Source organism: Poriferisphaera corsica (assembly GCF_007747445.1).
In the GTDB taxonomy this organism is placed as follows: Bacteria; Planctomycetota; Phycisphaerae; order Phycisphaerales; family Phycisphaeraceae; genus Poriferisphaera; species Poriferisphaera corsica.
The window spans coordinates 869,826-896,285 of the sequence record NZ_CP036425.1 but is presented as its reverse complement, the minus strand read 5'-3'; the positions used below and the strand labels follow the sequence as shown (position 1 = coordinate 896,285).

21 protein-coding genes are annotated in these 26,460 nt (G+C 48.1%); 9 read left to right on the top strand and 12 right to left on the bottom strand.

Annotation, left to right across the window (positions count from 1 at the left end):
• Window position 1: 1 nt before the first annotated feature.
• Together KS4_RS03540 and KS4_RS03535 are read right to left on the bottom strand one after the other, a co-directional pair.
• Window positions 2-1,501: a beta strand repeat-containing protein gene (locus KS4_RS03540; RefSeq protein ID WP_200761530.1), complete on the bottom strand. Its 1,500-nt coding sequence runs from the start codon at window positions 1,499-1,501 to the stop codon at window positions 2-4.
• A gap of 330 nt (window positions 1,502-1,831) precedes the next feature.
• A complete protein-coding gene (locus KS4_RS03535; RefSeq protein ID WP_145074707.1) occupies window positions 1,832-3,385 on the bottom strand; it encodes an oxaloacetate decarboxylase subunit alpha in 1,554 nt (517 codons plus the stop codon).
• A 474-nt stretch (window positions 3,386-3,859) separates the two neighbouring features.
• On the opposite strand from KS4_RS03535, the gene KS4_RS03530 reads away from it, so the two are divergent.
• The 8 genes from KS4_RS03530 to KS4_RS03495 all read left to right on the top strand — a co-directional run bounded on the left by KS4_RS03530 (window position 3,860) and on the right by KS4_RS03495 (window position 13,465).
• On the top strand, window positions 3,860-4,519 hold the full coding sequence (locus KS4_RS03530; RefSeq protein ID WP_145074704.1) for an acyloxyacyl hydrolase: 660 nt from the start codon (window positions 3,860-3,862) through the stop codon (window positions 4,517-4,519).
• Window positions 4,520-4,692: 173 nt separating this feature from the next.
• Window positions 4,693-5,667, top strand: coding sequence for an FkbM family methyltransferase (locus tag KS4_RS03525; RefSeq protein ID WP_145074701.1), 975 nt, complete (start codon window positions 4,693-4,695; stop codon window positions 5,665-5,667).
• A gap of 162 nt (window positions 5,668-5,829) precedes the next feature.
• Window positions 5,830-8,664, top strand: coding sequence for a leucine--tRNA ligase (gene leuS, locus KS4_RS03520; RefSeq protein WP_145074698.1), 2,835 nt, complete (start codon window positions 5,830-5,832; stop codon window positions 8,662-8,664).
• A gap of 279 nt (window positions 8,665-8,943) precedes the next feature.
• Complete coding sequence (locus KS4_RS03515) at window positions 8,944-9,510, top strand: beta-class carbonic anhydrase (protein ID WP_145074695.1); 567 nt, start codon at window positions 8,944-8,946, stop codon at window positions 9,508-9,510.
• Between the two features lie 54 nt (window positions 9,511-9,564).
• Window positions 9,565-10,374 (top strand): helix-turn-helix transcriptional regulator, encoded by an 810-nt coding sequence (locus KS4_RS03510; protein ID WP_145074692.1) that lies wholly within the window; start codon window positions 9,565-9,567, stop codon window positions 10,372-10,374.
• A 30-nt stretch (window positions 10,375-10,404) separates the two neighbouring features.
• A complete protein-coding gene (locus KS4_RS03505) occupies window positions 10,405-11,211 on the top strand; it encodes a helix-turn-helix transcriptional regulator (RefSeq protein WP_145074689.1) in 807 nt (268 codons plus the stop codon).
• Window positions 11,212-11,677: 466 nt separating this feature from the next.
• Entirely contained in the window at window positions 11,678-12,436 is a 759-nt protein-coding gene (locus tag KS4_RS03500; RefSeq protein WP_145074686.1) for a hypothetical protein, read from the top strand.
• A gap of 216 nt (window positions 12,437-12,652) precedes the next feature.
• Window positions 12,653-13,465 carry a hypothetical protein gene (locus KS4_RS03495; RefSeq protein WP_145074683.1) on the top strand — a complete coding sequence of 271 codons (813 nt, stop codon included), beginning with the start codon at window positions 12,653-12,655 and terminating at the stop codon, window positions 13,463-13,465.
• 9 nt (window positions 13,466-13,474) lie between these two features.
• On the opposite strand, the gene KS4_RS03490 is transcribed toward KS4_RS03495, so the two are convergent.
• From KS4_RS03490 to KS4_RS18065, 3 genes are all read right to left on the bottom strand, one after another.
• The gene (locus KS4_RS03490; protein WP_145074680.1) at window positions 13,475-14,386 is read right to left on the bottom strand and encodes a DUF4886 domain-containing protein; all 912 of its coding nucleotides are present in this window, start codon (window positions 14,384-14,386) and stop codon (window positions 13,475-13,477) included.
• 241 nt (window positions 14,387-14,627) lie between these two features.
• Entirely contained in the window at window positions 14,628-15,341 is a 714-nt protein-coding gene (locus KS4_RS03485; RefSeq protein ID WP_145074677.1) for a PEP-CTERM sorting domain-containing protein, read from the bottom strand.
• Window positions 15,342-15,801: 460 nt separating this feature from the next.
• On the bottom strand, window positions 15,802-17,385 hold the full coding sequence (locus tag KS4_RS18065; RefSeq protein ID WP_315851388.1) for a DUF4955 domain-containing protein: 1,584 nt from the start codon (window positions 17,383-17,385) through the stop codon (window positions 15,802-15,804).
• A 698-nt stretch (window positions 17,386-18,083) separates the two neighbouring features.
• Between KS4_RS18065 and KS4_RS03475 the strand changes: the two genes are divergently transcribed.
• Entirely contained in the window at window positions 18,084-18,689 is a 606-nt protein-coding gene (locus tag KS4_RS03475) for an anthranilate synthase component II (protein ID WP_145074671.1), read from the top strand.
• A gap of 147 nt (window positions 18,690-18,836) precedes the next feature.
• On the opposite strand, the gene KS4_RS03470 is transcribed toward KS4_RS03475, so the two are convergent.
• The 7 genes from KS4_RS03470 to KS4_RS03440 all read right to left on the bottom strand — a co-directional run bounded on the left by KS4_RS03470 (window position 18,837) and on the right by KS4_RS03440 (window position 26,456).
• Window positions 18,837-20,498: a flagellin N-terminal helical domain-containing protein gene (locus KS4_RS03470; RefSeq protein ID WP_145074668.1), complete on the bottom strand. Its 1,662-nt coding sequence runs from the start codon at window positions 20,496-20,498 to the stop codon at window positions 18,837-18,839.
• 158 nt (window positions 20,499-20,656) lie between these two features.
• Complete coding sequence (gene csrA / locus KS4_RS03465; protein WP_145074665.1) at window positions 20,657-20,926, bottom strand: carbon storage regulator CsrA; 270 nt, start codon at window positions 20,924-20,926, stop codon at window positions 20,657-20,659.
• 301 nt (window positions 20,927-21,227) lie between these two features.
• Window positions 21,228-21,674, bottom strand: a complete 447-nt coding sequence (fliW, locus tag KS4_RS03460) for a flagellar assembly protein FliW (RefSeq protein WP_200761529.1) — start codon at window positions 21,672-21,674, stop codon at window positions 21,228-21,230.
• Between the two features lie 139 nt (window positions 21,675-21,813).
• Window positions 21,814-23,766, bottom strand: a complete 1,953-nt coding sequence (locus KS4_RS03455) for a flagellin N-terminal helical domain-containing protein (protein WP_145074659.1) — start codon at window positions 23,764-23,766, stop codon at window positions 21,814-21,816.
• Between the two features lie 37 nt (window positions 23,767-23,803).
• Window positions 23,804-25,507: a flagellar hook-associated protein FlgK gene (flgK, locus tag KS4_RS03450; protein WP_145074656.1), complete on the bottom strand. Its 1,704-nt coding sequence runs from the start codon at window positions 25,505-25,507 to the stop codon at window positions 23,804-23,806.
• 24 nt (window positions 25,508-25,531) lie between these two features.
• The gene (locus tag KS4_RS03445) at window positions 25,532-26,047 is read right to left on the bottom strand and encodes a flagellar protein FlgN (protein ID WP_145074653.1); all 516 of its coding nucleotides are present in this window, start codon (window positions 26,045-26,047) and stop codon (window positions 25,532-25,534) included.
• Window positions 26,040-26,456 (bottom strand): hypothetical protein, encoded by a 417-nt coding sequence (locus KS4_RS03440; protein ID WP_145074650.1) that lies wholly within the window; start codon window positions 26,454-26,456, stop codon window positions 26,040-26,042. Before KS4_RS03440 ends, KS4_RS03445 begins: the two co-directional genes overlap by 8 nt.
• Window positions 26,457-26,460 lie beyond the last annotated feature (4 nt).

Sequence of the window (26,460 nt, the reverse complement as noted above, 5' to 3'; positions counted from 1 at the left end):
TTCAGTTTGGATTTGTAAAAATAGTAGTGCCTGTAACAGACACATCACCCGTGCCAAAAACATCATCTGCACCGAAAGAAATTGAACCATCATTTAGAACAGTATCGCCTGTATAGGTGTTCGTAGCGCTAAGCATTAGAACATGTGAACCTGTTTTAGTTAAACCACCATCGCCAGAAATCACACCGGAAAGTTCAATATTACTAGTACCACTCACAGTAAGTGTTTGACTTGTGTTGACGGTAATACTGTTTGCGAGGTCAATATCACTGTCATTAGATTGAAGTTCTGAGTCACCTGATATCGTGAGCGTACCTGTTCCCAGAGCATTGTTATTGCCAACAATTAATGTACCTTGTGCATTATTGATCCCCCCTGTAAATGTGTTATTGCCAGTGAGGGTTAGATTACCTGAACTGCTGCGTGTGATTCCTCCAGATCCTGAGATGATGCCAGAGCTAACTAGACTGTTAGTGCCGCTGTAGGTCATGGTGGCTCCGCTTGAGATTTCGAAGTCATTTGCTAAAGCACGTGCGTCGTCATCCGATTGGAGCGTGGTGTTGCTAGTGATATTTACATCGGCGGTGCCGAAGGCGGCGTCGTTGCCAGCAATGACGGTACCGCCCGAGAAGTTGAAATTGCCGGAGATGGTGTTGGTACCGTTGATGGTGAGTGTGGAAGAACCACCTTTTGCGAAAGTGCTGGTACCTGAGATAACACCATCAAGAACAAGGTTATCATCATCATTGTAAGTTAAGGTACTTCCTAGCGTGATATTAATATTATTATCTAACGTGAGTGTTGCACCCGCGAGATTAGAAAGGTTTGAGTCATCAATAACAGAGATTGCGCCGGTGCCGAAGGAAGCGTTGTTGTCGATATTGACATTACCACCGAGTGTTGTGCCACCGGTGTAGGTATTGGCTCCAAAGAGATTCACACCACGTCCTGATTCTGTAGAAGTATTGATTGTTACGGAGCCACCTGTGCCGGAGATTATCCCACTACTCTCTAGGATTGTTGAGTCGGTTTCAAAATTCAAGTTAACGCCGCCAGTATCATTAAGATCAATGTTACCTGCGAGTTCGATACTTGCTTCTTCGGATTCGATGCTTAAGCTATCGCCGGTCCCGACGATATCGATGCTGATTGTGTTTGTGAAAGTTTTTTGATTGATGATTTCAGCATCACCGTTGAATGTAAAGCTACCTGTACCTTGTAGGTCGTAGTTGTTGGTGACGCCTGCAGCGGTAAAAACGAGCTGTGAGATGTTTGTGTAATCGAGATTAATGCCTGTGATTGGGATGGCCGGACTTCCGCCGGTCACGTTACCAGCCGTTATGAAAAGAGCACCACCAACATTTGTGCCGGGAGCGGAACCCCCTGACCAATTAGAGTCGGTTGTCCAGACATTGTCACCATCAGGAGCGTTGAAGGTAAATGTTTGAGCGGTCAGAGCTCCCGTCATAAAAAAGGCGATAAGTAGTATGAGAATGGGCATCGCGATCATAACCTATATAACAGACGCAATATCAAGCTATGAACTGAGTAACTGCTAGCTACACATCTGAGATGAGTTGTGAGATGAATACAACCTAACAATGGTGTTAATAAGAAGGGACAAAAATACAACCGCAACCTTCTTATAGATATTGTTATATCGACGTTTGTTATTGCCGGGGCCTATAAATGATGAGTTTGTGATTCGGTGTCATTTATGTGGATCTTTTTGGTAGATTTCGCGAGCGTTATTATTGGACTTCTGGTTTTATCGAATAAAAAAACCCCGCTATCTGCGAGGCTTGATTTGGTTTAATTGAGATCGACTTATTTATGCGCCGGCTGCTTCACGTTCTTTTGAAAGAAACTGCTTGGCTGGCATCGGGAAGAGGATCATGAGGAGCAGATCCCGTTGCGACTGGATGAGATGATCACTATCTTGTGAATAGATTTTTTCAAGGTCGATATCTTCAACAAAATCGGCGGGGCGGCCGGATTGCGGTTTCTCTCCACGAGAAACAATTTCGAGGACATCGGGATCGACGGGGCCAGGAAGCTTGCCGTACTTGCCCATCATGACATCGCGGAATGGTTCACTGACGAACGCGTATGGCTTGCCTTGCATGATGTTGAATGTAGCTTGGGTGCCAACGATCTGTGAGGTTGGCGTGACAAGCGGAAGATAGCCGGCGGCCTTACGAACTTTGGGAACTTCTTCGAGGATCTTATCGAGCAGATCAAGTTTGCCTTGCTCTTTAAGTTGGTTGTAAAGATTGGAATACATGCCACCGGGGATTTGTGATTCGAGTTGTTTACGATCGGAGGCAGGATATCCTTGCGCGACCATGATTTCTTCGATGATTTCGATCGCTTTATCGCAGGAATCATGGTCCTTCTTGCGGAGATGATCAATGGCTTGCTTGATCTTGGCACGCATCTCTTCGGTCGGCTGGGCTGGCCAAGGGTTACCGAAGTGGGCAGGATCTTTGTCGACTTTTTCGAGTTCCTTACGGATCTGGCGAAGCTCGGCGTCGATCTCTGGTGCATTTGAGAGATCTGCATTAAGTTCGAGGCCGAGTTCTTTGGCGAAGAAACCGATAAGCTCGGTGGGTGGCTGTGAGGTTCCGCCTGCCATTGGGCCATAGGCTGTGTCGAGGTTATCGACACCGGCAATCATAGCTGCGACGTAGGAGGCGATAGCGAGGCCACAGGTGCAGTGTGAGTGAAGCGAAAGTTCTGTGTTCGGAAATTCTGATTTGAGACCTTCGACAAGTGCGAAAGAATCAGAAGGATGGAGAAGGCCAGCCATATCTTTGATGGCAAGCGAGTCGGCACCGGCATCCATACAGCGGCGAGCGAAGTTAATGAAGTGCTCATTGTCGTGAACAGGCGAGACGGTGTAGGACATGGCGGCTTCGGCGTGACCGTCGAACGTTTTGGTGGCCATGATGGCGGTGATGAGATTGCGATGATCGTTGAGTGCGTCGAAACATCGCATACGGTCGGAGCCGGAACGGACGGCTTCTTTAAGAAACTCGCAGACAACGTTATCGGGATATGGGTTGTAACCAAAGAGGTTTTGGCCACGACAGAGTGAACGGATCTGGATGTGCTGGCCGGTCTTGTTTTCGACTTCGTCACAGACTTCGCGCATCTGCTCGAGCCGATCAAAAGGATTGTCACCAGTAAAGCGTAACGCGGAGTCGAGTGTGGCTCCGCCCCATAGTTCTAGAATTGAATAACCCATCGGCGCGACGAGGGGCAGCACGCGCATGATCTGCTCTGTGCTCATACGTGTGGCCAAAAGACTTTGGTGCCCGTCACGCATGGAGGTGTCGATGAGGTTAATTTTCTTGCCTTCTTGCTTGATGCTCGCATCTGTCATTGCTTAATTTCCAGTCGTTCTTCAACGAGATTTCAGAGAACTATCAACGTGCCACCACATCAACATCGTATGCAGTAAGCCCGCTAAAGTGATCAACCCACAGTCCCCATCACGTCATCACTTCATCTTGGATATATGTGTAATCGGTTCAAACACCCCGATAAAACGAGGCATTTACATAAGAAAACCGCTAAAAAAAGCTTTTTCATCGAGGTTTTCACGCCGCCAATGACTATGTTTATTGTGCCCTGATTTTGCACAATCAGCAACCCCTCCCGCCCGCTATTGCATTTTTATTTTACAGGAGCATAATCCAGATAATCGCGGAAATTGTGGACCAATTAGTCTGATGTGATCACCCCATGATTTACTCATTCTGATTTCACAATTTGCCCGATAGAACTGAACATCACAATGCGGTATGTGAAATAATTTTCGCTTGCTTAGTATTTGTGCCTTTGGAGATTATTTTCAATGTCACAGCTTGTACACGCTTTCATCTGTTTTGCGGTGTTGTTGGTTAGTTCTGGAGTTCATGCTCAATCATTCCGGTTGGACGATAACCAAGAAACCAAACCATTCAGCATGGATTATATACGTGCTCTGGCCAAGCCGGCCGATAACGGAGACCGTTCTGACGACCCGTTCGCAGAAGGATCCTGGACGGCACAGTTTTATGGTTCGGCGATCGTTGGTGATCCAGATCACGGCTTCGAGTACACCGGACATTTTGGCTTTGGCTACTACTTCGTTGATGGTCTCTCGATCAATTTCGAACCGCTTGTTGGCTATGTGAAAAATAATTTCACGCCCTACGAAGGTACGGGCGTTGTCGGCGGATTCGATCTGCTCTTTCGCTGGCACTTCTTTGGTATTGATAACAACGACACCTTCTCCGTCTACTTCGATGGCGGAGCGGGGTTTCAACTTGCTGACACCGACTTTCCATCTGATTCACATCACGACTTTCGGCTCCTCGTCGGATTCGGCGGGACCGTTAAAGTCCCCACAACAGACAACCTCAGAATCATGGGCGGCGCTCGTTATATTCACATCTCAAATGCAGGCACCTCGGATGTCAATGACGGCCTCGATGGCGCACAGCTGTATCTGGGCCTGATGTTGAATTTCTAAAAATGTCATCATCCAACCCCCATTTGCACGATTAGTACACGAAATTTTCGACATTTCTATGCTTGTTTTTGCAATCTCAAGCAAGATCGAGTCCGATTACACCGATTGTATGGATTGAAAGGCCCGTATTTAGGCCTGCTTTGTCGTGAAACACAACAATCCATGAGGCTCATATGCTGCTGCCATTTCTTGCATCACTCGTCACGCCATTCACCCGGAATGATTGTCCGGGCTCTGATCGCCTTTTCAAATATGTCGTGGGCAACGGCAACGCAAAGCAACACCTCTGGCAAAATGCGCCCACCCGTTGGGTTAAAGGCAAGCATCATGGCTATCTTATGGAATGCCATCTCAGCGACTGGATGGATCGCTATACCTATTTTCATGGACAGTTCTATGAAGCTGGCGTTCAATTAGTACTGAAAAAACTAATCCAACCCGGTGATCACATGATTGATGTGGGAGCAAATGTTGGCATGCTGACGTTGCTATCATCTCACCTCGTCGGCCCCAACGGACGCGTCTATGCGATCGAACCTAACTCCGACTGCTGCTCGCGCATTCAGAGGCAACTCCATAAAAATCGGATCGAAAATGTACAATTGCACGCGCTAGCTTTCAGCAATGCAACAGGTGAAGCCGAGCTGAAGATCGTCCCTTCACATGCGGGCTATAGCACACTTAGCGAGCTCTCAGAACAGGATCAGCAAACCTTCACGCAGTCCGAACAAATTGCAACCATCCGCGGTGATGAATTTATTCAATCTCTGACTGATCAACACAAGCCAATCAAATTGATCAAGATGGATATTGAAGGACACGAAACTCAAGCTCTAAGAGGATTCACCGACACGTTGACTCATGATCGCCCGGTGTTGATCACTGAAATGAATCCTTGCTGTCTCAAGCGAGCGGGCAGTTCCGCGGCTGAGCTTTTTGATTTGCTGTCGAATCTTGGCTACCAAGCACACATCATCAGTACACACAACAAACGCTGGCAGCCGATCGAATTACGGCTTTCGCCCACTTCAGAATATTCAAGCGATGTGACGAATGACGTCTGCTGGATTCATGCGGAGGACCACCAGAGCCGAAGCCGTATTGCGGAGCACATTCATTGCCCCGCCCCTATGCTTGCTGCGGCCTGACCTGCGTTTTCAACTCACAATTACAGCAAATCTGCGCCTGATCGCGCCAACAGGCAGCATACCCTACTATTTAGTAAAATGCAGTCTTATTCATAGGCACCCAACGGCAAGCGTTCTTCGGAGCACCCTGCCCCACAACCTGTTTCACACTGGCGTTACACCATGAAATACGACTTTATCGACATTGAATCACGTTGGCAGCAGACCTGGGCAGAGAACCAGACCTACAAAATGCCAAACCCTGGCGAATCTGATTTCGACGCTTCAAAGCCGAAGTTCTACGCCCTCGATATGTTCCCATACCCCTCAGGTGTTGGCCTTCACGTCGGCCACCCCCTCGGCTACATCGCCACCGATATCGTCGCCCGGTATAAGCGTGCCACCGGACACAATGTCCTTCACACGATGGGCTTTGATGCCTTTGGTTTGCCCGCTGAGCAATACGCTGTCGAAACCGGCGTACATCCGCGTGAAACCACCGAAAAAAACATCGACAACATCCGTCGCCAGCTCAAAATCCTCGGCCTTGGACATGACACGGATCGCTCCGTCGCCACGACTGACGTTGCATTCTACAAATGGACTCAGTGGATCTTTCTTCAGCTCTTCAACTCATATTTCGATGAATCCACCGGCAAAGCCCGCCCGATCTCTCATCTGATCGGCAAGCTCGAGTCAGGCGAACTCGAAGTCGATCTTGACGGCAACCTCGTCCCCGTCGGCATGCAAGGTGGCATGGCAGCTATCGGCGGCGATCCGATCGGCACACGCAAATGGTACGAACTTGATGCCGAGCAACAGCAAAACCTGCTTGCTGAATATCGCCTCGCGTTCCTCGATGAAGTGCCCGTCAACTGGTGCCCTGCACTGGGAACTGTGCTCGCCAACGAAGAAGTCACCAACGATGGTAAGTCAGACCGTGGCAACCATCCCGTTTACAAACGCCCACTCAAGCAGTGGATGCTCCGCATTACAGCATACTGTGAACGCCTTATCAATGACTTAGATATGGTCGATTGGCCCGAGCCCGTCAAACTCCTACAGCGTAACTGGATTGGTAAATCCGAAGGCGCGGAAGTCCACTTCCCGCTCGCTTACGGCACAGCAGAAGAAGCTGACGAAGAAATCACGGTCTTCACAACTCGCCCCGACACACTCTTTGGCGCAACCTACATGGTTCTCGCGCCAGAGCATCCACTTGTTGATCGCTTAGCAACAGACGAACAAAAAACAGCTGTAGAAGCCTATAAAAAAGAAGCTGCCTCAAAAACCGACATCGATCGTCAAAACGACACCAAAGAAAAAACTGGCGTCTTTACCGGTTCATATGCACTGAACCCAGTCAATGACCAAAAGATTCCGGTGTGGATCGCTGACTACGTCATGATGGGTTACGGCACAGGCGCCATCATGGCTGTCCCGGCTCATGATGAACGAGACTACGAATTCGCGAAAAAATTCGAGCTGCCCATTATCGAAGTCATTTCTTCACCTGAAGATCATGACATTGCCGATGCCGCATGGACCGGCAATGGCGTGGGCTTGAATTCTGAAAACGAAGAAATCACACTCAACGGCCTCGAAGTCAAAGAAGCCAAGCACACCATCATTCAATGGCTCGAACAACGTCAACTCGGTTCAGGCACGACCAACTACAAGCTCCGAGATTGGCTCTTCTCACGGCAACGATACTGGGGTGAACCGTTCCCCATCCTTCACGGTGCGGAAGAATCAAACGCCGGCGAAATCCGCGCATTACCCGAAGAAATGCTCCCGGTCGAACATCCACACATGGACGACTTTAAGCCGGTCTCATCTGACGATCCCAACGCGCCACCTCGCCCACCACTTGGCAACGCTTCTGACGCATGGAAGTTTGTCGAGCTTGATGGTCAAAAATGGCAACGTGAATTCAACACCATGCCGCAATGGGCCGGCTCATGCTGGTACTACCTCCGCTACCTCGACCCAAACAACGAAGACCGTTTCTGTAGCGAAGAAATCGAACAATACTGGATGCAATCACAAGGCAAGCCGGGTCAAGCAGCTTGCGGCGGCGCCGACATCTACGTCGGCGGCGTTGAACACGCCGTCCTCCATTTGCTCTACTCTCGCTTCTGGCACAAAGTCCTCTTCGACCTCGGCCACGTCTCAACCCCCGAACCTTTCGGCCGCCTCTTCAACCAAGGTTACATCCAAGCCTACGCATACACCGATCAGCGTGGCATGTATGTCCCCGCTGAAGAAGTCATCGAAAAAGACGACAAGTACTTCCACAACAACGAAGAAGTCAATCGCGAATACGGCAAGATGGGCAAATCGCTCAAGAACTCTGTTGCCCCCGATGAAATGTGTGAACAATATGGCTGCGACACACTCCGTCTCTACGAAATGTATCTCGGCCCACTCGATCAATCCAAGCCTTGGAACACCCGCGATATCGTCGGCGTCCACCGTTTCCTCCAGCGTCTATGGCGTAACTTCTTCAACGAAGAAACCGGCGAATGCCTCATCACCGACGATCCTGCCTCCGAAGATCTCAAAAAACTGATCCACAAAACAATCAAACGCGTCACCGACTCCATGGAAGGTATGGCCTTCAACGTCGCCATCGCTGCCATGATTCAACTCAACAACGAACTGGTCAAACTCGACCGTACGCCACGCGAAGCCGCGGACGCCATCGTCCGCATGCTCGCACCATTCGCACCGCATATCAGTGAAGAACTTTGGCAGAAACTCGGCAACACCGACTCTGTTATCAAAGCCGATTGGCCCACCTACGACGAAGCGATGCTTGTCGAAGACACCATCCAAATGCCCGTACAGGTCAACGGTAAGCTCCGTGCGAAAATCACAATCCCCGCAGACGCTGACAACGCAGCTATCGAAGAAGCCGCCAAAGCTGATGAAAACGTCGCCGAACACATCGCCGGCAAGACCATCCGCAAAGTCATCGTCATCTCCAAACGCCTCATCAACATCGTCGCCAACTAATCCCCACCGGAAGTGTTAACCACTTTCACGCCAACGTATACAAAAGCTCAGGCCTAAAACCTGAGCTTTTTTACTCCCTGCTTTCGATATAAATCTCAAAACTCGCCCACCCATTTTCCACATCAAACCACTACCCGATCCGAAATCCTCAAAATATAAAGACTCTTTATATTTTCAAAACGAGGATCAAAACCTGCCTCAATCTGATTAAACGTGGATTTCTTCCATACAATGATCCACAAAATTGTTTCGTAACTCATGCGCCAGTAAAATATAGCCATGACACGCCAGCTGTTGCATAAGCCCGTCAAAAATTCTCGCACATCAACCCCGCGAGTCCTTTCTCCAATTGATCAGCTACTTGCAAACAACCGTGCATACGCAAATTCTCGGCACAACATCCCCCCGTCAGAAGCAATCACACCCCCACTCAATACCGCAATTGTCACCTGCATGGATTGCCGAATCCCCATCGAAGAAGCGCTCGGCCTCCAAAACGGCCAAGCATACGTCATCCGAAATGCCGGCAACATCGTCACCGAAGACGTCATCAGATCCCTTATCCTTGCCGTCGAAACCCGAGAAGTTCAAAACATCCTCATCATCGGGCACACTGATTGCGCTCTCTCCAAGTTCAACGAAGACAAATTCAAAACCCAACTCGCAGACGACTACAAGTGTGCACCATGCGTACCTGCCAAGTTTCACGCATTCCCTAACATCCGCAAAAATATCCGCACACAACTCGCCAAACTTAAAGCCCATCCATACCTCACCAAAGCCACCAACATCCGCGGCTTCATTTTCGATGTCAACACCGGCAAGCTCCGTGAGCTAACCTCCTAAACGCTAACCCCCGATCCCTTCATCTCTCCCACATTTTTGTTTACAATCACTCACATGCCTGTAAACACATCCCCCCCGCCAATCGTTGACCAACTCCATCATCAGGACGTTCGTACAATTGTGCGCCTACTCAGTCAAATTGCCACTATGGCCGGCAACATTAGCGACAAAAAACAAGCACTTATGAAAGGTCTCTGCAATATTGTCGATGCAGACTACTGGATTTGGAATGTGATGAGCTTTGAAGTTAATCAAACACCTCATGCTTACTCATGCATCCACAACATGCCCGAAGACATATTTACCGCTTTTGTCGCAGGCAACTATGAACTGCCCAATAGCGAGATCAATCAGCAAATAGCTGCGCACACAGCTACCGGCAAACACTGGACTCGCAAACGCACTCATCTTGTCCCTCCTGAAATTTTCAAGACAACTGAGCTTTGTACGAAATACCTATCACAAACCAATATCGGCGATTCGATCATTTCCATCTACCCAATTCAGAGCGACCCCATGCTCGTCTCCGGTGGCAGTATCCATCGAACCACTTCTAAACCCTGTTTCACTGATCGTGAATGCCTCATTTACCACATCATCACTTCTGAAATCGATTGGCTTCATAATCTTGATCTACTCAATACCGAAGACCCACAACACGCACAACTTCCACCCCGTTTACAAACCGTTTTTGCGCTTCTAATGGACGGCCTCACACCAAAACGTATTGCACACAATCTCAATCTCACCGAAAACACCGTCCGCACATACATACGGCAAATCTATAAACACTACGACGTTTCCGGCCGCATCGAACTCACCAAACGCTTCACCCACGGTGACGGCAACCACCTCCCACTTTGAACCCCCAAAAGCACTCACATCTAAGCAGCTATGAAACCAATCACGCCTGTCCAAACATCACCTTCTTTACATCAAAAAGATGTACGCGCCATCGTTCAGCTTTTCAGTAAAATCGCTATGATGCAAGGTAGCATTCAAGCTAAAAAACGAAAGCTGATGCAAGGATTGTGTGATCTTGTTGACGCCGACTATTGGCTCTGGAATGTCATGCGATTCGAACCTAACAATATTCCAATTGCATACGATGTTCTATACAACATGCCTGAAGATATCTTTACTGCATTTGCTGCGATCAATTACGAATTACCAAAAGATGAAGTCACCCAGCAAATTATTCACCATAGCACTTCAAACAGACATTGGACCCGTAGAAGACCTCAGCTTGTTTCACAATCGCTTTTCGAGCAATCAGATGCATACAAAAAACATCTCTACCGAACAGATCTTGGAGACTCGCTCATCTCAATCTATCCCATCAATCCAGAACAATTTATATTCTCAAGCTGTTGTATCCATCGTTCAAAGTCCAAGCCATCATTTAGCGATCGTGATTGCCTTATTAATCACATCCTGATCTCAGAAGTCGATTGGCTTCACCAGTTCGAACTATCTGAAACGCCAAACTCCCCACCCGCTCCACTTCCACCTCGCTTACAAACTGTCTTTACACTCATCATTGAAGGCTATACACCCAAACGTATCGCCCATCTTCTCAATCTTACAGAGAACACTGTCCGCACCTACATCCGCCACATCTACAAACACTTCAAAGTTTCCAGCCGCATCGAACTCACCAAACGCTTTACACACGGTGACGGCAACCAACTTCCTTCTTAAATACAGCAATCACACATATAAACCTATAAAACATGATATTTATGTCTCCTTAATCAGCAACCCTCCCAAATTTGAGATGTTGTATTTCCCTTCTCTTGTGACATAATTCACGCCGAAAGTTAATGCTGAGTCAGGCGGCACATCGTAGCGTTTACTATTGATTAACTTTTACAGCGGAATAATGAATCACTTTTAACGTGATTCAGAAACACAATTGCCAACTAATCTCAAGCCACATGAATGCAATTGTCAATAGCTAACCATGCCTTGACATGAACAGTCATGCTACGCCCATCAGATCTGGCATCTTCACAGCGGCGCAATAATTTTATTTTCAGATCAGCCCGCAGTTGAATCACAATTCAACCTCATAATGCTCATTTTGTTAATACTAATCCATTAATTATTTCAACTATTTTATGATCATCGTTCCAATAGACAGATCGAACCTCAAAGGAAATATAACGTGAAATCACTAAGAATGATAAAAAAAAGTATCGCAGCATTAGTCATGTGCATGTGTTTCTCTGTCCCAAACCTCACTGCGGACATTGCTTTTAGTGAAAATGATTTTAAAGACGGGTCCTTCATTGTGTCGCCAACAATTACATCCTTCCCAAAAGAACCCGACAGTTCTTTCTCAGTAACCTCTTCAAGGTTTACTTCACAAAATCAAGGCAATTTCATAATCCAACAATTCCAGTTGAACTATGCGCCAAATGATTTCAATGCTGTGATGCAACCTCTTTTTCTCACAGACTTCTTCTATGACCCACAAACCCATGATCCGATTCAGTCACTCGCAGCTAAAATCCATGTATTTCCTGTCGTCAACAATCCACCGAGCGTAACAGTTGCATTTGCCCGCCTATTCATTCATCAGAATAATAAAATTTTTAGAGCCGTCATAGATTCATTTACCACCGATGATCTCGCTCAAAATTTATCAAGAAGTGGAATGACCGCTGAAAATTTCACTGAAATTTCAAACGGTTCAATTCTTCTGGATTCTCACCCTGATTTCAACAATGGGCAAATGCAATTTGGTTTCGGGATCGCTGTAACAAACACAACGCTAGACAGTGGCATTAATCATCTCATCTTTACAGCAATCGATGATTTTACTGTCCGCATTAAAAGCGCCCCAATCCCTGAGCCCGCATCAGCATCTCTACTCGTTCTCGCCACACTCACACTCCTCTGCCGACCTCGCACCCTAGCCTGATCTTTAGCCAACACTTCTTTTGCTAAAACCCGCCATGATTGCGGGTTTTTCTTCACCTATTCTGATTTCCCCGCTAAAATCACAAATCAGTTTATTCCGTCTTTTAATATTAACTGCACGCATTACACACCGCACTCACATCACTCATACAACCTATCACATCACCACACAACTACGCCCAAGGCAATGTTCCCAGCCTTTCATTTTGGAGGCCAAATGCTCTTCAACCTATACATCGGCATCGACTACTCTGGATCCGCATCACCCATCGACCGCCCCAGCAATATCGCTTTCTACCTCACGCATCTTAAGAACGCGCCCAGTCCCGTCTTCCCCTGCGATTTTCCCTTTAACAACACCACCGCCAAAAACTGGTCACGGACTGACCTCGCCCGCACACTCACTAATATTCTCAACACCAAATCATCTCACCGCATCGTCATTGGCCTCGACCACGGCTTCTCTTTCCCCATCGATTACTTCCGCCGCAACCTCATCACCTCATACCCCGAATTCCTCTCTCAATACCACACCCTTTGGCAGCAAGATCAACTCGACTTGAATCCCGATAAAAATGAGCGGCGTACCCAATACAAAACCCGCAAACAACACCGCATCTCACACGCAGGACACCCCAACGAAAAACGCATCACGGAAAAGCGTTCAGGCTCTGCCGCCTCCGTATTCGACTACGAAAATTGTCAACGAAACGTCGCCTTCTCCACACATGAAGGTATCCCCTGGCTTCATCAACTCCGCGACAACTGCCCAAACCTCCACTTCTGGCCCTTCGATGGATTCGACATTTCCAAAACACAAAAACATGTGATTCTCGAGGCCTACCCCGCTCTCTACAAGCACAAATATAAAACTAATCTAAAAGCTGACGCGCGGGACGCCAACGCCATCGTCAAATGGCTACAAGAACAAGATCAAAATCAACAGCTCGCCACTTTCTTTTCACCATTATTAACAAAAGAGGAGCGCGAAATCGCACTCCTCGAAGGCTGGATTCTAGGTGTTCAATAACCCCTCCACCTACCCCGCAATACGCCTCCGACGCAACATCATTCCACCACCAACAACAACCAGCATCATCCCCGTCACCGGTTCCGGCACGCTCGCAACCGCATCAGACACCAGCGTCAACTCATCACCATCCGCATAGCTCAGATTAAGCATCCCAAGCGCAGTATCTAACTTTCCAGACAGTAATAAATCTCGCGTATCATCCTCAAAAATAGTCGAGTACATCACCAATGCAGACAACATACGTCCGCGTTGATTCGCATGCGAATGATCCGTGTGATGAAGATTACTAAAATCTGCAGTCTGCCACGCCGTACCCACACCCGCAATTTTCGCGATCACCGCATCAGCAGCGATATCAATATCACCCGCAGCCAATGCATACCCCGCCTTAATTTCAGCCTGCATCTGATCTTGACCTGCTCGACCATCTGCATAGGAATCCATCACAGGACTCCCCGGCGCACGCGACCACGTCTCAAACAGCACCGGCACAACATCTCCGCTATGATCCGCAACCGCCTGATACAGCTTCACACTATTTTGACGATGCTTCGTCAAATCACCCGCAGAATGCGATGTCAGCGTCCGCGTCGAATAATTCTGCATCACTACATAATCCCAATTTTCACCAGCACTCAGCGTGTTGCCGATTACCGCCTGATTGCTCGACAAATGCCAGGCAAAATCGCGGCCATTATGCGCTGCATCCTTCACAAATACATCCGGCTGTCCCGCCGCATCAGCAATCGCCTTCACCATATCCGGCAACGACACATTCGCAACCGCATACTTCCTTGTATAACTATTACCGTAAAACAAAACATTAACCGCCCCCGCCTCCCCAACAATCAACCCGCCCATCACAACGACCATCAACACGACAATGATGCGTTTAATACCCACAATACTTCCTTTCAATCAACCCGCCAAAAAATAAACGTGCGCATGAAAGTTTTACAAATGGATCTTGAAGCAGCCTAATCAAACGCTGCATTCAAGCACCTAACGCTCTCAGTAAACCGAAATCCGCTAAGTATTGACCACTCAACTCAGCTTACACTCTCATGTTACTCCCATGCGCACGTATCACTCGGTGTTCCCCGAGCTATGAGCAAACCTCACAACCCGGGAGACGCACCAATCAAGAAGTCCTTTATGCTTAGCGACGACGCAGCAATGCAACACAACCGCCCAATCCCAGAAGCGCCAAGCTCGCAGGCTCAGGTATCGCAGCATATTCAATCGCCATCGCACCCAAATAATAGTAGCCATTGCTAACATTGTTACCCGGGCCAGCCTCTACTCTCAACACCAACTTGCCATCAGCATCGGGCATCACTGACAACTGCGCAACCCGATCATCATTGCTCGTCACTTCCAATAGTGCATTCACACTTGAAGCGCCGGAAAGCGTGTATAGAGTTTCACGGCTGTTCGCCAGATTCCCATCCGCACGGCCTGCATACATCGTAAAATTATAGGTCACATCCTTATCTAAACCCGCAATTTCAAACTCAGCAAATGGACGTGCATCGACCCCAAGAAACGGCCCAGAATGACCAAACAAACTGTCTTCCGTCATGCCCACATCAAAATAATCCGCAACCGGGCCAGCGGGATTCTGCGTGCCTGCATTCCAGTTTGGCCCGATCTCATTAAAACCTGTAGGCGACGCCAAATTCATCGAAATACCTGTCGCATTTCCATCCAGATCAACCGCATCGGTCACCTGCTGGTTGTCAAAAACCATGTAGTTGATGTTTTCAACCTCATCATCATCACCCAAGTCAATAATTAATGTTGTACCATGCGCACCCGCTGAAAATGCCAACCCCATCGCCGCACCACATAAAATTGTTGATATGCCTCTCATAGTCTACTCTCCGTTTAATTTGAAAAAAGATGTAAGATCCGGAACAAAAAGAAAGATGTTTTCAGTTAAATCAACGATCTTTACGACATCACAAACACATCTAGTCGTATAGATAACCCCGCCGAGAAACACGCAGGTATCTCAGCCAAACCCCTCGGCTAAACAGATGCCAAAACCTATTTGTAAACGCTTACATTCGTAAGCCAAAAAAAAAACGTAGGAGCTCTATAGGTAATCAATAAATCCGTTACAAGCTTTAAGACTAAATACTAATCTCAGAATATCACTTGTCAACTATTTTTAACTTATGATATACGTGTTTTTTATATGACAGCGCATGCCAAATACTGTTGTCCAACCTCATCATGTACCTAAACCCAAGTGAGCCAAAGGTTAACATATTCACGCTAATGTGACGCATAATATGTAAGCTTTTACACCCATTTTGGTCACGACTTCATCACTTCGCATATCCCACCAACCACTCAGGCAACTCGCCTAGCCGTCGCTCCAACTGCGCCTCATACAATGACTCCGGATACACCGGCCTCCCCTGCGACTCCAACACCAACACTTGCTTACGATCAAACGTCGTCCGGTTCCCGTGATACCCCACAATCACCGGCGGCAACACCTTCCCCCACTTAGACTTCGTTCGCCAAAACTCCAACAATCGCAACGGCTCCCCCTCACCCCTGAAATTCCAAAACGTCAAACCACCCATATGGTTCGGCTGATTCGACGTATGACCTCCCATCCGATTCAACATAAACCCGCCCTGGCACCGATCAAACAATGTCGCCATCGGATAGTTCGCATGCGATTCAAAACTCGTATCCTTTACCCACTGGCATCGATAAAACACATTGCCCGAGGCACGTTGCGCAACACCACACGAATGATACTGACCCGCTTTGTCCGCAACATTCACAAACATACAATTGCTAGAGTCGCTGACATGTGTTGCCGCATGTCCACCATTCCCCTCAATCACAACGTCACGCACCGTCACATTCGCACTTCGAATAACCGCCAAAGCATTACTAACATCTTCAAACGTACAATCCCGAACCCAACCATTCACCACGCGATTCACCTGCAAATAAGACCACCCACTATCATGCACCGCATTCTTGTGATGCTTAAATTGCTCTTGCCAATTCCCTTTAAACCTAATCCCCTCAACACCCACTTCCTCAGCATATCGATATGATCGAATCGTCCACCCATATTGCGGATCGACCCTCATCCGGAACGGCGAACCAAACTCAACCTCATCTCCCTCAATACCAACAATCTGCATATTAAACCGAAGCAACAAACCCTCATTACGCAGCACCGTCATCTGCGGCTCGACCTCATACGGCAACAACACCTCATCCACAATCGCCTTATCCCTCAATTCAACCGTCACCCACTGCCCAACCGCCAACTTCCCAACATCCCCCACCTTCACCCGACGCGATTCCTTTTGAGCGAAACCCACAATCTCAGTCAGTTTTTCAATCTTCCTCTTTGCGACTCCATTCACCTGAAAAAAGTAAGGCGTTGACCACATCTGCTTCGGATTCAGCGCATCCAAACGATCCTTCATCCATAGCACCGTCCCACCTTCCCCATCACCATCACCACGAAAAACCACACCACCTGCAACATTCAACATCATCGGCCCCGCGTCCGTCCCCCGCTCACTGATCGCATACATCCCCGCCGACAAATACACCACACCACCACCCGCTTCATTCGCCGCTTTCGTAGCTAACTCAATCGCCTCACGATCATCATGTTTCCCATCACCCTTCGCCCCATAATCCCGTACATCAAACACCGGTCCCTCAACCCGCGGCAAATCAACTTCGCCATAACGATACCCCGCATACGAAAAATCATGAATCGTCGGCTCCTCACCGCTCTCCATTTCATGCACAAACCTCCGCCAAGTCTCACACCCCCTCGCACCCTGCCCATGACACTCATGAACAACGCAAAGCACCCCAACACATAACACCGCACAAACTATTAACAATCGATTGATCCGCAACATACTCAGCTCCATCTCTTTACAAACTCTTCAACCATCTACTCACATATAACACTTGAATAGACATAAACAGCAAGCCTGCACATCCCCATCCTCAACTTCTACTCAAGTACACACAAGTCGAATTTCAAATCCGGTTAATACGCAACCCCTGCAATTGATGACCTCTTCAACATATCATCCATTTGCTTACCAGCACACACCAAGCCTCCACTCTCATTGATATTAACGATCGTCTTCCATGATTCATACCCCATATCACAATACACAACACCGAAATGCAGTGAGCTGCATTCTCAGCCAACAACACATCAACACGCACCATGCCAATACCACTTGTACACCCCCCCCAAAAAAAAATCTCTCAACCAAATCGCGTACTCCACGAACTATTGATTGGCACCACCTCACCTCTCCATTCACATACTCAACTTGCGGTAAAAAATCTTTCCGCGTGCACAAAAATGAGTGAGCGTTTGCAAGTCCTTATTCTTTGAATTCTAACTTTCGAAAATTGACTTAAAACGCATCAAAACTGATGAAATCTTCGGTTTTCTTAGCCATTTCTGGTCATTTTAGATTAGGGAAAATCATCAGTTTCGAGAATTCATGCGCACAAAACTGCATCACACTGCGCCTTTATGCGCACAAACCCGCCGCGCCGCCTAGAACGACTCTCATTTTCAACGTAAACTAACACCATGATTCTGATGATCGATAATTACGACAGCTTCACCTACAACATCGTGCAACGCATTGGCGAGCTCGATCCAAGCATCGACCTGCAGGTTTATCGCAACGATAAGATCACACCTGAGCAGGCTTTAGAACTCAACCCCGATCACGTCATCATCTCGCCTGGCCCGTGCACCCCCACCGAAGCCGGTGTCTCGATCGATATCATCAAAACCTTTGCAGGTCGCAAGCCCTTATTGGGCATATGTTTAGGCCATCAATCTATCGGCCAGGCCTACGGCATGATCGTCGAACGCAACACCCGCATCATGCATGGCAAAACCTCTCCCATCCATCACGACAATAAAGGCATCTTCGCCAACCTCGCAAACCCTTCAACTGCAACGCGTTACCACTCACTCGTCATCAACCGCGATTCTTTCGATGAAGAGCGATTCGACATCTCAGCCTGGACTGATGAAGGCGAAATCATGGGCCTCCGCGCCAAACCCGGCATCTTCGGCCCTGCCCCTCTCGAAGGTGTCCAATTCCATCCCGAATCCTTCCTCACCGAGGAAGGCCCATCCATGATCGCCAACTTCCTCGGCTACCCGCAACCTACTGCAAAATAAACGATTACAAATACTACGCAGCCTCATTCAACCACCCATAGATCAAAATGTAAAAGACCCGAAGCTTAAAGCTTCGGGTCTTTTATTTCATCCGATTGCGGGATGTCTATGAACGAATTTAGTTCTAATTCTTTGCTTCTACCTGACTTAACTCTGTAAGAGTGAAAGAACAGATTGAGCAGAGGAGTTAGCAATCGACAGAGTCTGTTGACCTGCCTGCTGAAGAACCTGAGCACGAGTCATCTTCGCGGTTTCTTCCGCAAAGTCTGCATCGCGAATCTGCGACTCAGATGCTGTAAGGTTCTCAAGGGCAACCTGTTGCGATGCAAGCGTTGCATTGAGCGTATTCTTCTCAAACGCCCCGATGCGGCCGCGAAGTGAGGAAATCTCATTGATCGCTGCATCAAGAATCGCATCAGCATTACGTGCCTGGTCAACTGGATCGGAACCCGTGACGAGCGAAGCGGGTCCACCCGATTTCATCTGTGAGAGGAAACCAACATTGGTGTTGCCAAGATTTGATGCGGCAACGGATTGGATTCCGAAACCGACCTGCTGCTGCGAGTTAACGTCTGGCCCGATCTGATAGGTTGCTCCACCACCGAGGATTTCGAAGGTGTATGGGCTACCAATCACCTGAGCTGCATCCTTATCGAGGGACATCTCAAGGTTAAGTGCTTGCGTGCGTAGTGAGACGTCGAGGCCATCACCGACGGCGAGGTTGCCGTTGACGAGTGCGAGCACGTCTGCACCTTCATCACGTTCGATGGGCTCACCAGCGTTGACGATGGTGTCGATGTAGTCCATGTCGGTGCCGGGGTTGGTTCCACCATCAAAGAAGCGTCTGACGGTCACCGTACCATCTGGGTTACTTGTTCTTTCGGATGTACCGATTTTTGCTGCGTCGAACCCACCGACGAGTGTGCCGGTTGTAGGAACTGCGGTTGCAACGTCTGCTGCGGTGCGTGTTTGGAAAGTTGTGTTCGCATCACCATCAAGCCGTCTGACGGAGACGAAAGCGTCTGTGCCGAACTGACCTGAATTGAGTGTAATACCTGAGACACCGGCTTCAGCAGTGATGCCTGTTGCATCTTTGCTGGTATTAATGGCGAAGACCATCGCGGAGATAGCAGTGCCACCTGCGAATTCGAAGACTTCGACGCCGTTGTTGCCCATAATCTCGAAAGACACGTCGTCTTTGAGTGTTGGGTCGGTGGGGGGTGTTGCATGATCGAAGTCGGTAACGGTCATGTACATGCTGGCCTGCTGAGCAGACTGAAGTACTTCGACGGTCACGGGCAAAGAGTTGTTTGTACCGAAGTTGACACCTTGGACGGTGAGGTCTGTGATCTCGGCTGCTTTAACACCTTTGGTGATGTAGTCGAGCGAGCCGTTGAGCAGTTTAAGACCTGCAAAAGTAGTGGTGTTCGCGATACGTGTGACGGACTCGATTGCGGAGTCGATCTGCAACTGGTTCGCTTCGATTTCCTCTTTGGAGAAGGCACCCGTGTTGGCGGCTTCAAGGACGAGGCTCTTCATCGAGAGAACAAGTGTGTTGATCTCTTGAAGTGAGGACTCAGCGGTGGCGATGACGTTGGAGGCACGCTCGATGTTGTCGATCGATTGCGTGACGCCGGACATTTCAGCGCGGAGTCTTTCGGAAACGATGAGCCCAGCGGGGTCGTCTGCACCGCGATTGATGCGGAGGCCTGTAGAGAGGCGTTGCAAACTGGTCGAGAGTTCACCGTTGGTTTTAGCGAGATTGTTTCGAGCAATTAATGATGAAACGTTTGTGTTAATTCTGGACATTGACAATCCTCCTTGATTGTCTGATCAGGCTCCTGCCTGATATCAGCGTTAAGCTGTTTTGGATTCCAAGATCTGAGCTGCTTCTTCCATGAAACGTATGAAAATCTATCAAATGCTTAGATCAAGGCGGGTTGGTTTAAACCCTATTCCGTATGAAGTTAACCGTTCCTGTTATGACGATGCATGGCGAGTTTGTTAATTCGTCCACGCAGATTTTTGTCAGCGACGTTAAGATCTTCGACTTGGACTCGTGCGGCTTCGGCGTTTTCGCGTTTGATTGCCTCATACACTTCTTTACGGTGTACTTGAACTTGTCTTGGCGCGTTAATACCGAGTCTGACTTTATCCCCTCGAATATCGACGACGGTGATTTCGATTTCATCACCGATCATGATCGTTTCGTCGCGTTGACGGGAAAGCACCAGCATGGTGTCGGGCTCCTTCCTTGGGCCGATTGTTTACCCTGCGCGTATCCGTGCGCGGGGTCCCGTTAACACATTTGCGACAGATGAAGTTGAGGCTATTCGGTTTGAATGCCTGAGTAATGTGAGTTACTCGTTACAACAAACAACATCAATCGCTACGACAGTTTTTAGAGTGTTTTGCGTTATTACACACGTGTTGACCTGTGGGTCGATCGTGTGTGGTGAAGGATTTTCAGCGTATTGTTTGCTTGAAGCTACAATTCGCATTTGATCGTTCATCACGCAAGTTGCTCAGCAAGTCGGATTACGCAGAAGCTGCTTTCTGCAGGTTATTGCCGATCTCAATGAGTGGCACACGAGTGGTGAAGCGTCTGTCACTGAGGACGAGTTGCTCACCATTGCGGCTACCTACATTGATAACGAGTGGTCCTTGCAGATTACCGGTCAGAACGTTGTCGCGTTTGTTTACGATCACAAAGACTTGTGCGTCTTCGACGGAATCCATGCCCATGTCCTTCATCTGTTCTTCACGAAGAGGAACGCGATAAGTAGGAACAAAGAGACTTGGGTCCGTGACGACGAAAGCCAATTCAGGCAATTCGATGGACTGAAGCCACCAGAAGTAGGAATCTTGCCCGGCTTCGATCAGGACGTAATGCCTGTATTTGGGGAAGCCAAGCAAACCTTTTTCGAAAGAGATGACCCGAGAATCATCGACTTCCATTTCACCGAAACGCGAGGTATTGATCATCATGATCATTAACCTTCATAGCGGCCATCCATCCTGGAAATAGTCACTCGTTACTCCAACGAGGTCGAAGGCATCCTGCCTTCTGCTGCGTTTGGTATCGGGCCGTACGATACACAACGCTGCGCATTATGTGCGCCTTCTAGCGCAAGAAATTCATTAGGCTATTCTGCATGTTTTGCGCTCCTAGTTGTAAGGAGGCCTGCAGTTGTACTTGCAGCATCTGGAACTGAGTGATTGCCTCAGTTGTGTCGACCTCTTGAATAAGGGAAAGCATTGATTTTTCCGATGTTTCAAGTTCAAGCGACCGTTCGAGCTGCAAAGCGACTCTGTTCGCGTCCACGCTTGATGCTGCGCGAGCCAGAATCACTTCTTTATTTCTATCCTCTAATTTATCTGTAGCAAAAGTGATGCCAGAGACATCGTTTTTGTACAAAGCTGCAGATAAATCCATTAAATTCGTAAAAATATTCTGCACGACAACCTTCGCGTTATCGTCGCTTGTAAAGCTGTTTGTAGCGCCTGCGTTTTTAGCGATCCCCAAATGTTCCGCGGCTTGTGATTCGTTGATATTTTCGATCTGAAAATCACTCGTGCCAGTTGTGTTATCGGAAAAAGTGATGCCAGTGCCGTCTGAGGCATAACCAACAGAGAAATCAGTACCAACCGTTAGACCAGCAGTGGTGGCGGCATCATTAATGCGATCAATCACGTCTTTGACGGTGTTTGCACCGGTAACATCGACTTCGAATGTCGTGCCGTCGTGAGTTGTCACGCGGAAATCTGTTTTATCATGGACTGACTCAACGCCAAGCCCTTCACGGAAGGAGTCGAGGCGGGTTTGATCGCCTAGCGATGAGATGCCGAGATCATGAGCGGTTGTGCCGCCGTTTTCGCCAACCGTTAGACGGATGCCGCTGACCTCAGATATGAGATTGAAGCCCGTGCCTGCTTCGTTGATTTGAAGCTTGATGCCAAGCTCAGCCTGGTCAACGATATTCATCATATCTTCGACAGTTTGCGCACTGCTAAAATCGATTGTTTTTGTGACACCGCCTTGCGTAACTTTCAGTCCGCTGGCAAAGTCGACGGATGAGCCAAACGAAGACAGTTCTGTTTGAGGAGTTAGTTTTGGGTTTACGGATGGGCCGTTGACGGTGGTGCCTGGCGTGGCGGTCAGTTTGATGCCGAGATCCGAAGCGGTCGCACCGCCGCCGGATTCGGAAATGGTAATGTTGTTGCCCGCTGTGGCGGAAAGTGAGAAACCTTCGTCTGTGACAGCGAGTGAACCCGCACCAGGAGCAGATAGGTTGATCGCATCATTAACACGCGTGACGACATCGCCCATGGTTTCGGCAGAAGAAAGATTAACGTAGATTTCGGAACCGTTGACGTTTACGCGGATGCCGCCGTCTCGGATACCAAGCTGATCAGCGCCTTCAATATCTTCGAGGCGGGTCTCAGGTGTTGCTTTAATCTGGAGGTCGACATTTGATTCAATGCGTGAGGAGAGAGCCCCGAAAGCATCAAGCCCATTCGAAGTGAAATCTTGTTTGTTAATGCCACCGAAGTTTGTTTGGAGATTATCTGAGCCGCCAACATAGCGGATGCCACCCATAAAATCTTCAAAGACCTTGCCGCCGTTGCTGGCGCCATTGTTTCCACCGAAAAGTGAAAGGCCGCTATATTGCTGATTAACAAGTGTGAGGATTGACTTGAGTTGCTCATCAATCACTTTGGCCTGATCTTTACGTGTATCTTCGGTTGAACCGGTACCGATTTGGCTGGAGCCAATGCTGATGGATTCAAGAAGTGTTTTTGTGATCTCGCTCAGCGAGCTATCGATTGTATCAAGCGAGCTTTTGGCTTCGTTCAGGTTAAGGTTCCATTGCTCACGAGCTTGCAGCTGTTGTGTGAGCTGCAAGATAGCGGAGGTTGCGCTTGCACCATCGGAAGGCGCAGCATATTTTTGGTTGGTCTGAAGTTGCTGCTGGACTTTGAACATCTCAAGCTGCGTACGATTGAGATTGTATCGCAGTGCATTTGAGTTGAGATTCATGGTTGTGCGTCCGACGATTGAGCCGTATCCACTCATGATTGTATTCCTAAGTTCTAATCTCACTAACTCATGCTTAGGCAAGTGAGAGCAGTGTTTCCATAAGCTGCTGAACGGTACTGAGGTAACGGGCAGAAGCCTGGTATGCTTGTTGGTATTTCATCAGGTTGATGGTTTCTTCATCAACATTGACACCGGAGATAGATTGCTGTTGTGCTTCTAGACTGTTTTTAACGGTTTGGTCAGCTGTCGCTTGACTGTTTGACTGTGAAATATTGACCGCGAGATCTTGGACATGCTTGTTCCAAAAATCTGTGATTGACGTACCATTAAAACCATCAATAGGCTCGTCGCGTAAAGCGTCAATCGCCAGAGCGGCTGTATTATCACCAGCAAGATGACCGCGACCTGAAGCGATTTTTGAAGAATCACTTTTGATTACATCGTTTACAGCGATTGTTGTGGCGTTGTAGCCATCGAAGAATGTATTCACCCCGAGTGCAGCAAGTACACCACTCGAATCCTCACTGAATGACATTTCAAGATTTGAGCCATCAGCGTTGAGTTTGATCTGGCCAGAAGGTGAGATTGAAGCGGATATGCCGGCTACGCTGTTGATCTGAGCAACGAGTGAATCAAGTGAGGTATCGTCGCCACCAATACCATCAAGATCGATATTGATAACGGAGGTTGTCATCTGACCTGTGCTTTTATCCTTGACATGGATTTTGAAGCTGCCATGTTCTGGCGTGAATTCCATGCCTGCTGCGACTGAATTAAGAGCGGCAGAGGAATCCTGTACTGTGTAAGTGCCGGTGATATCTGTGAAGCCTGAAAGGCCTTGCGATTGGGAGTGTTGCTTGTTGACCTCAAAAATCAGCTGTTTTGCAAGTGAATCGAGAGAATCGATTGTTTTTTCGAGATCAATGGTGCGGTAATCAATGAGAGCTCCGAGCTGGCCACCATTCATCACGAGTGGATCTTTATCTTTGCCAGCTTTGATGACAGGTGTTGAAACACCATTGATTGTGTCGTACGCAACTTCAATGCGCTGTGGTTGCCCGTTCATCACAATCGGAATTGAGCCAACATAAACATCGACACTACCACTGGGCATTTCGACGGTTGAAACATCCATGTACTTCGAAAGCTCAGCGAGTAATTGGTCACGTTGATCACGGAGAGAAGAAGCATTGCCTGTCCCCTGTTCACTGAGTGCGATCTGTTGATTGAGCTGACCGATTTGCTCAAGCGTATCATTGACGGAAACGACACTTTGCTTGATGGCGCTATCGGTTTGCCCTCGCAGGTCCTTGATTTCGCTATCAATCTGTTGAATGTGGCGAGCTAGCGTTTCAGATTCGGAAATAACGATTGTGCGCTTTGCATCATCCTGTGGTTTGGACGCAAGACCACTCCATGAATCAAAGAATTTGCCTAGCTTACTGGAGACATTAACGGTGGTAAATTCACCTTCGATTGATTCGATTTGTTTGAGCAAATCAGTACGTGTCTGAGAATACGAACCATCTGAGATTGAACCACGAATCCGGGCTTCAAGCGCTTCGTCAGTCTGACGAACGATACTATCTAGCTGAACACCTTGGCCAAGATAAACGTTGGGGCCTAATCTTTGAGAAGCAACCGCGGAAAGCACAACATTATTGCGGTGGTAGCCGGGCGTTGCGGCATTCGCAAGATTATTACCGGTCAACTCCAAAGCAGTTTGAGCGGTGAGTAATCCTGATCGGCCGATTTGTAATGCGGTATTTAAACCCATGATAACGATCCGGTAAATATCGAGTTAGGCAGTTAAGTTCAATGAACTCATGTTCATGCCTCGGTTATTCATGACGCCGCTATCGCCATATGAAGCAGTCCCTGATGAGGCGGCTGTGATTGTTTGCACAATACTTTGCATGTGACGCATGAGTGACTCGGTTGCGCGTTTCGCGATTGACGCTTGCTGGCGTACATCTTCCATCTTTTGGCGTAATTGGTTTCGTCGTATGAGCAGCCGATCACCTTCGGTGCCGCCGATATACTGCGCGATATCCTGCATTGTTAGCGGCAGAGTTGCTTGTGGATTCAGATGCTTCGTTACGTTAATAACAATCTGTTGGCGTTTATTTTCCAGCTGCTTGATTAGATGTATTTTTTCCTGCTCAAGCTCACAGATATTTGTCATTTGCGAGGGGTCACTGCTACCGATCGCATTACGTTTTTGCTTGAGCAAATCGAGTAATGAGGTGTGTAATTGCAATTGTTTTTGCAAGATTAGATCAAGCGTGTTGATTTGATTATCGATTGATTTATCCATTGATATCTAACGCTTTCGATTGAGTATTTGCACCGGTTTGATTGCTGGCGTGATTCATGATCTTGTTGTATACCGCTTCGACCATTGGGAAATTCGCACGTTTAACCATGTCGTCAGCGATCTTGGTATTCCATTGCTGTGAGAAAATATCTTCGGCCTGACCACCATGAAAAAGCTCGCTACGGAACGGATCATTTTGCATCTGTTGCAGGATTGGCAAAACAAATGAACTGGAAACAAGCTGCTCGGAAGCATCGCGAATTTTTGCTTCAAGTTCACTTGGCTTTTTATTCAAAGCTTCACGTGCTTCTGCGGCAAGTGAATCAAATTTTTCATGAGATACTCTTTGCGTGTCCATCATGGATGGTGGCAAAGATAGATTCGAGTTTTGTATTGATTCGATATTCATGGTT

Coding starts and splice junctions, on each gene's coding strand:
- KS4_RS03540 (WP_200761530.1), bottom strand. CDS start 1,501: ATGCCCATTCTCATACTACTTATCGCCTTTTTTATGACGGGAGCTCTG.
- KS4_RS03535 (WP_145074707.1), bottom strand. CDS start 3,385: ATGACAGATGCGAGCATCAAGCAAGAAGGCAAGAAAATTAACCTCATC.
- KS4_RS03530 (WP_145074704.1), top strand. CDS start 3,860: ATGTCACAGCTTGTACACGCTTTCATCTGTTTTGCGGTGTTGTTGGTT.
- KS4_RS03525 (WP_145074701.1), top strand. CDS start 4,693: ATGCTGCTGCCATTTCTTGCATCACTCGTCACGCCATTCACCCGGAAT.
- leuS (WP_145074698.1), top strand. CDS start 5,830: ATGAAATACGACTTTATCGACATTGAATCACGTTGGCAGCAGACCTGG.
- KS4_RS03515 (WP_145074695.1), top strand. CDS start 8,944: ATGACACGCCAGCTGTTGCATAAGCCCGTCAAAAATTCTCGCACATCA.
- KS4_RS03510 (WP_145074692.1), top strand. CDS start 9,565: ATGCCTGTAAACACATCCCCCCCGCCAATCGTTGACCAACTCCATCAT.
- KS4_RS03505 (WP_145074689.1), top strand. CDS start 10,405: ATGAAACCAATCACGCCTGTCCAAACATCACCTTCTTTACATCAAAAA.
- KS4_RS03495 (WP_145074683.1), top strand. CDS start 12,653: ATGCTCTTCAACCTATACATCGGCATCGACTACTCTGGATCCGCATCA.
- KS4_RS03485 (WP_145074677.1), bottom strand. CDS start 15,341: ATGAGAGGCATATCAACAATTTTATGTGGTGCGGCGATGGGGTTGGCA.
- KS4_RS18065 (WP_315851388.1), bottom strand. CDS start 17,385: ATGTTGCGGATCAATCGATTGTTAATAGTTTGTGCGGTGTTATGTGTT.
- KS4_RS03475 (WP_145074671.1), top strand. CDS start 18,084: ATGATTCTGATGATCGATAATTACGACAGCTTCACCTACAACATCGTG.
- KS4_RS03470 (WP_145074668.1), bottom strand. CDS start 20,498: ATGTCCAGAATTAACACAAACGTTTCATCATTAATTGCTCGAAACAAT.
- csrA (WP_145074665.1), bottom strand. CDS start 20,926: ATGCTGGTGCTTTCCCGTCAACGCGACGAAACGATCATGATCGGTGAT.
- fliW (WP_200761529.1), bottom strand. CDS start 21,674: ATGATCAATACCTCGCGTTTCGGTGAAATGGAAGTCGATGATTCTCGG.
- KS4_RS03455 (WP_145074659.1), bottom strand. CDS start 23,766: ATGAGTGGATACGGCTCAATCGTCGGACGCACAACCATGAATCTCAAC.
- flgK (WP_145074656.1), bottom strand. CDS start 25,507: ATGGGTTTAAATACCGCATTACAAATCGGCCGATCAGGATTACTCACC.
- KS4_RS03445 (WP_145074653.1), bottom strand. CDS start 26,047: ATGGATAAATCAATCGATAATCAAATCAACACGCTTGATCTAATCTTG.
- KS4_RS03440 (WP_145074650.1), bottom strand. CDS start 26,456: ATGAATATCGAATCAATACAAAACTCGAATCTATCTTTGCCACCATCC.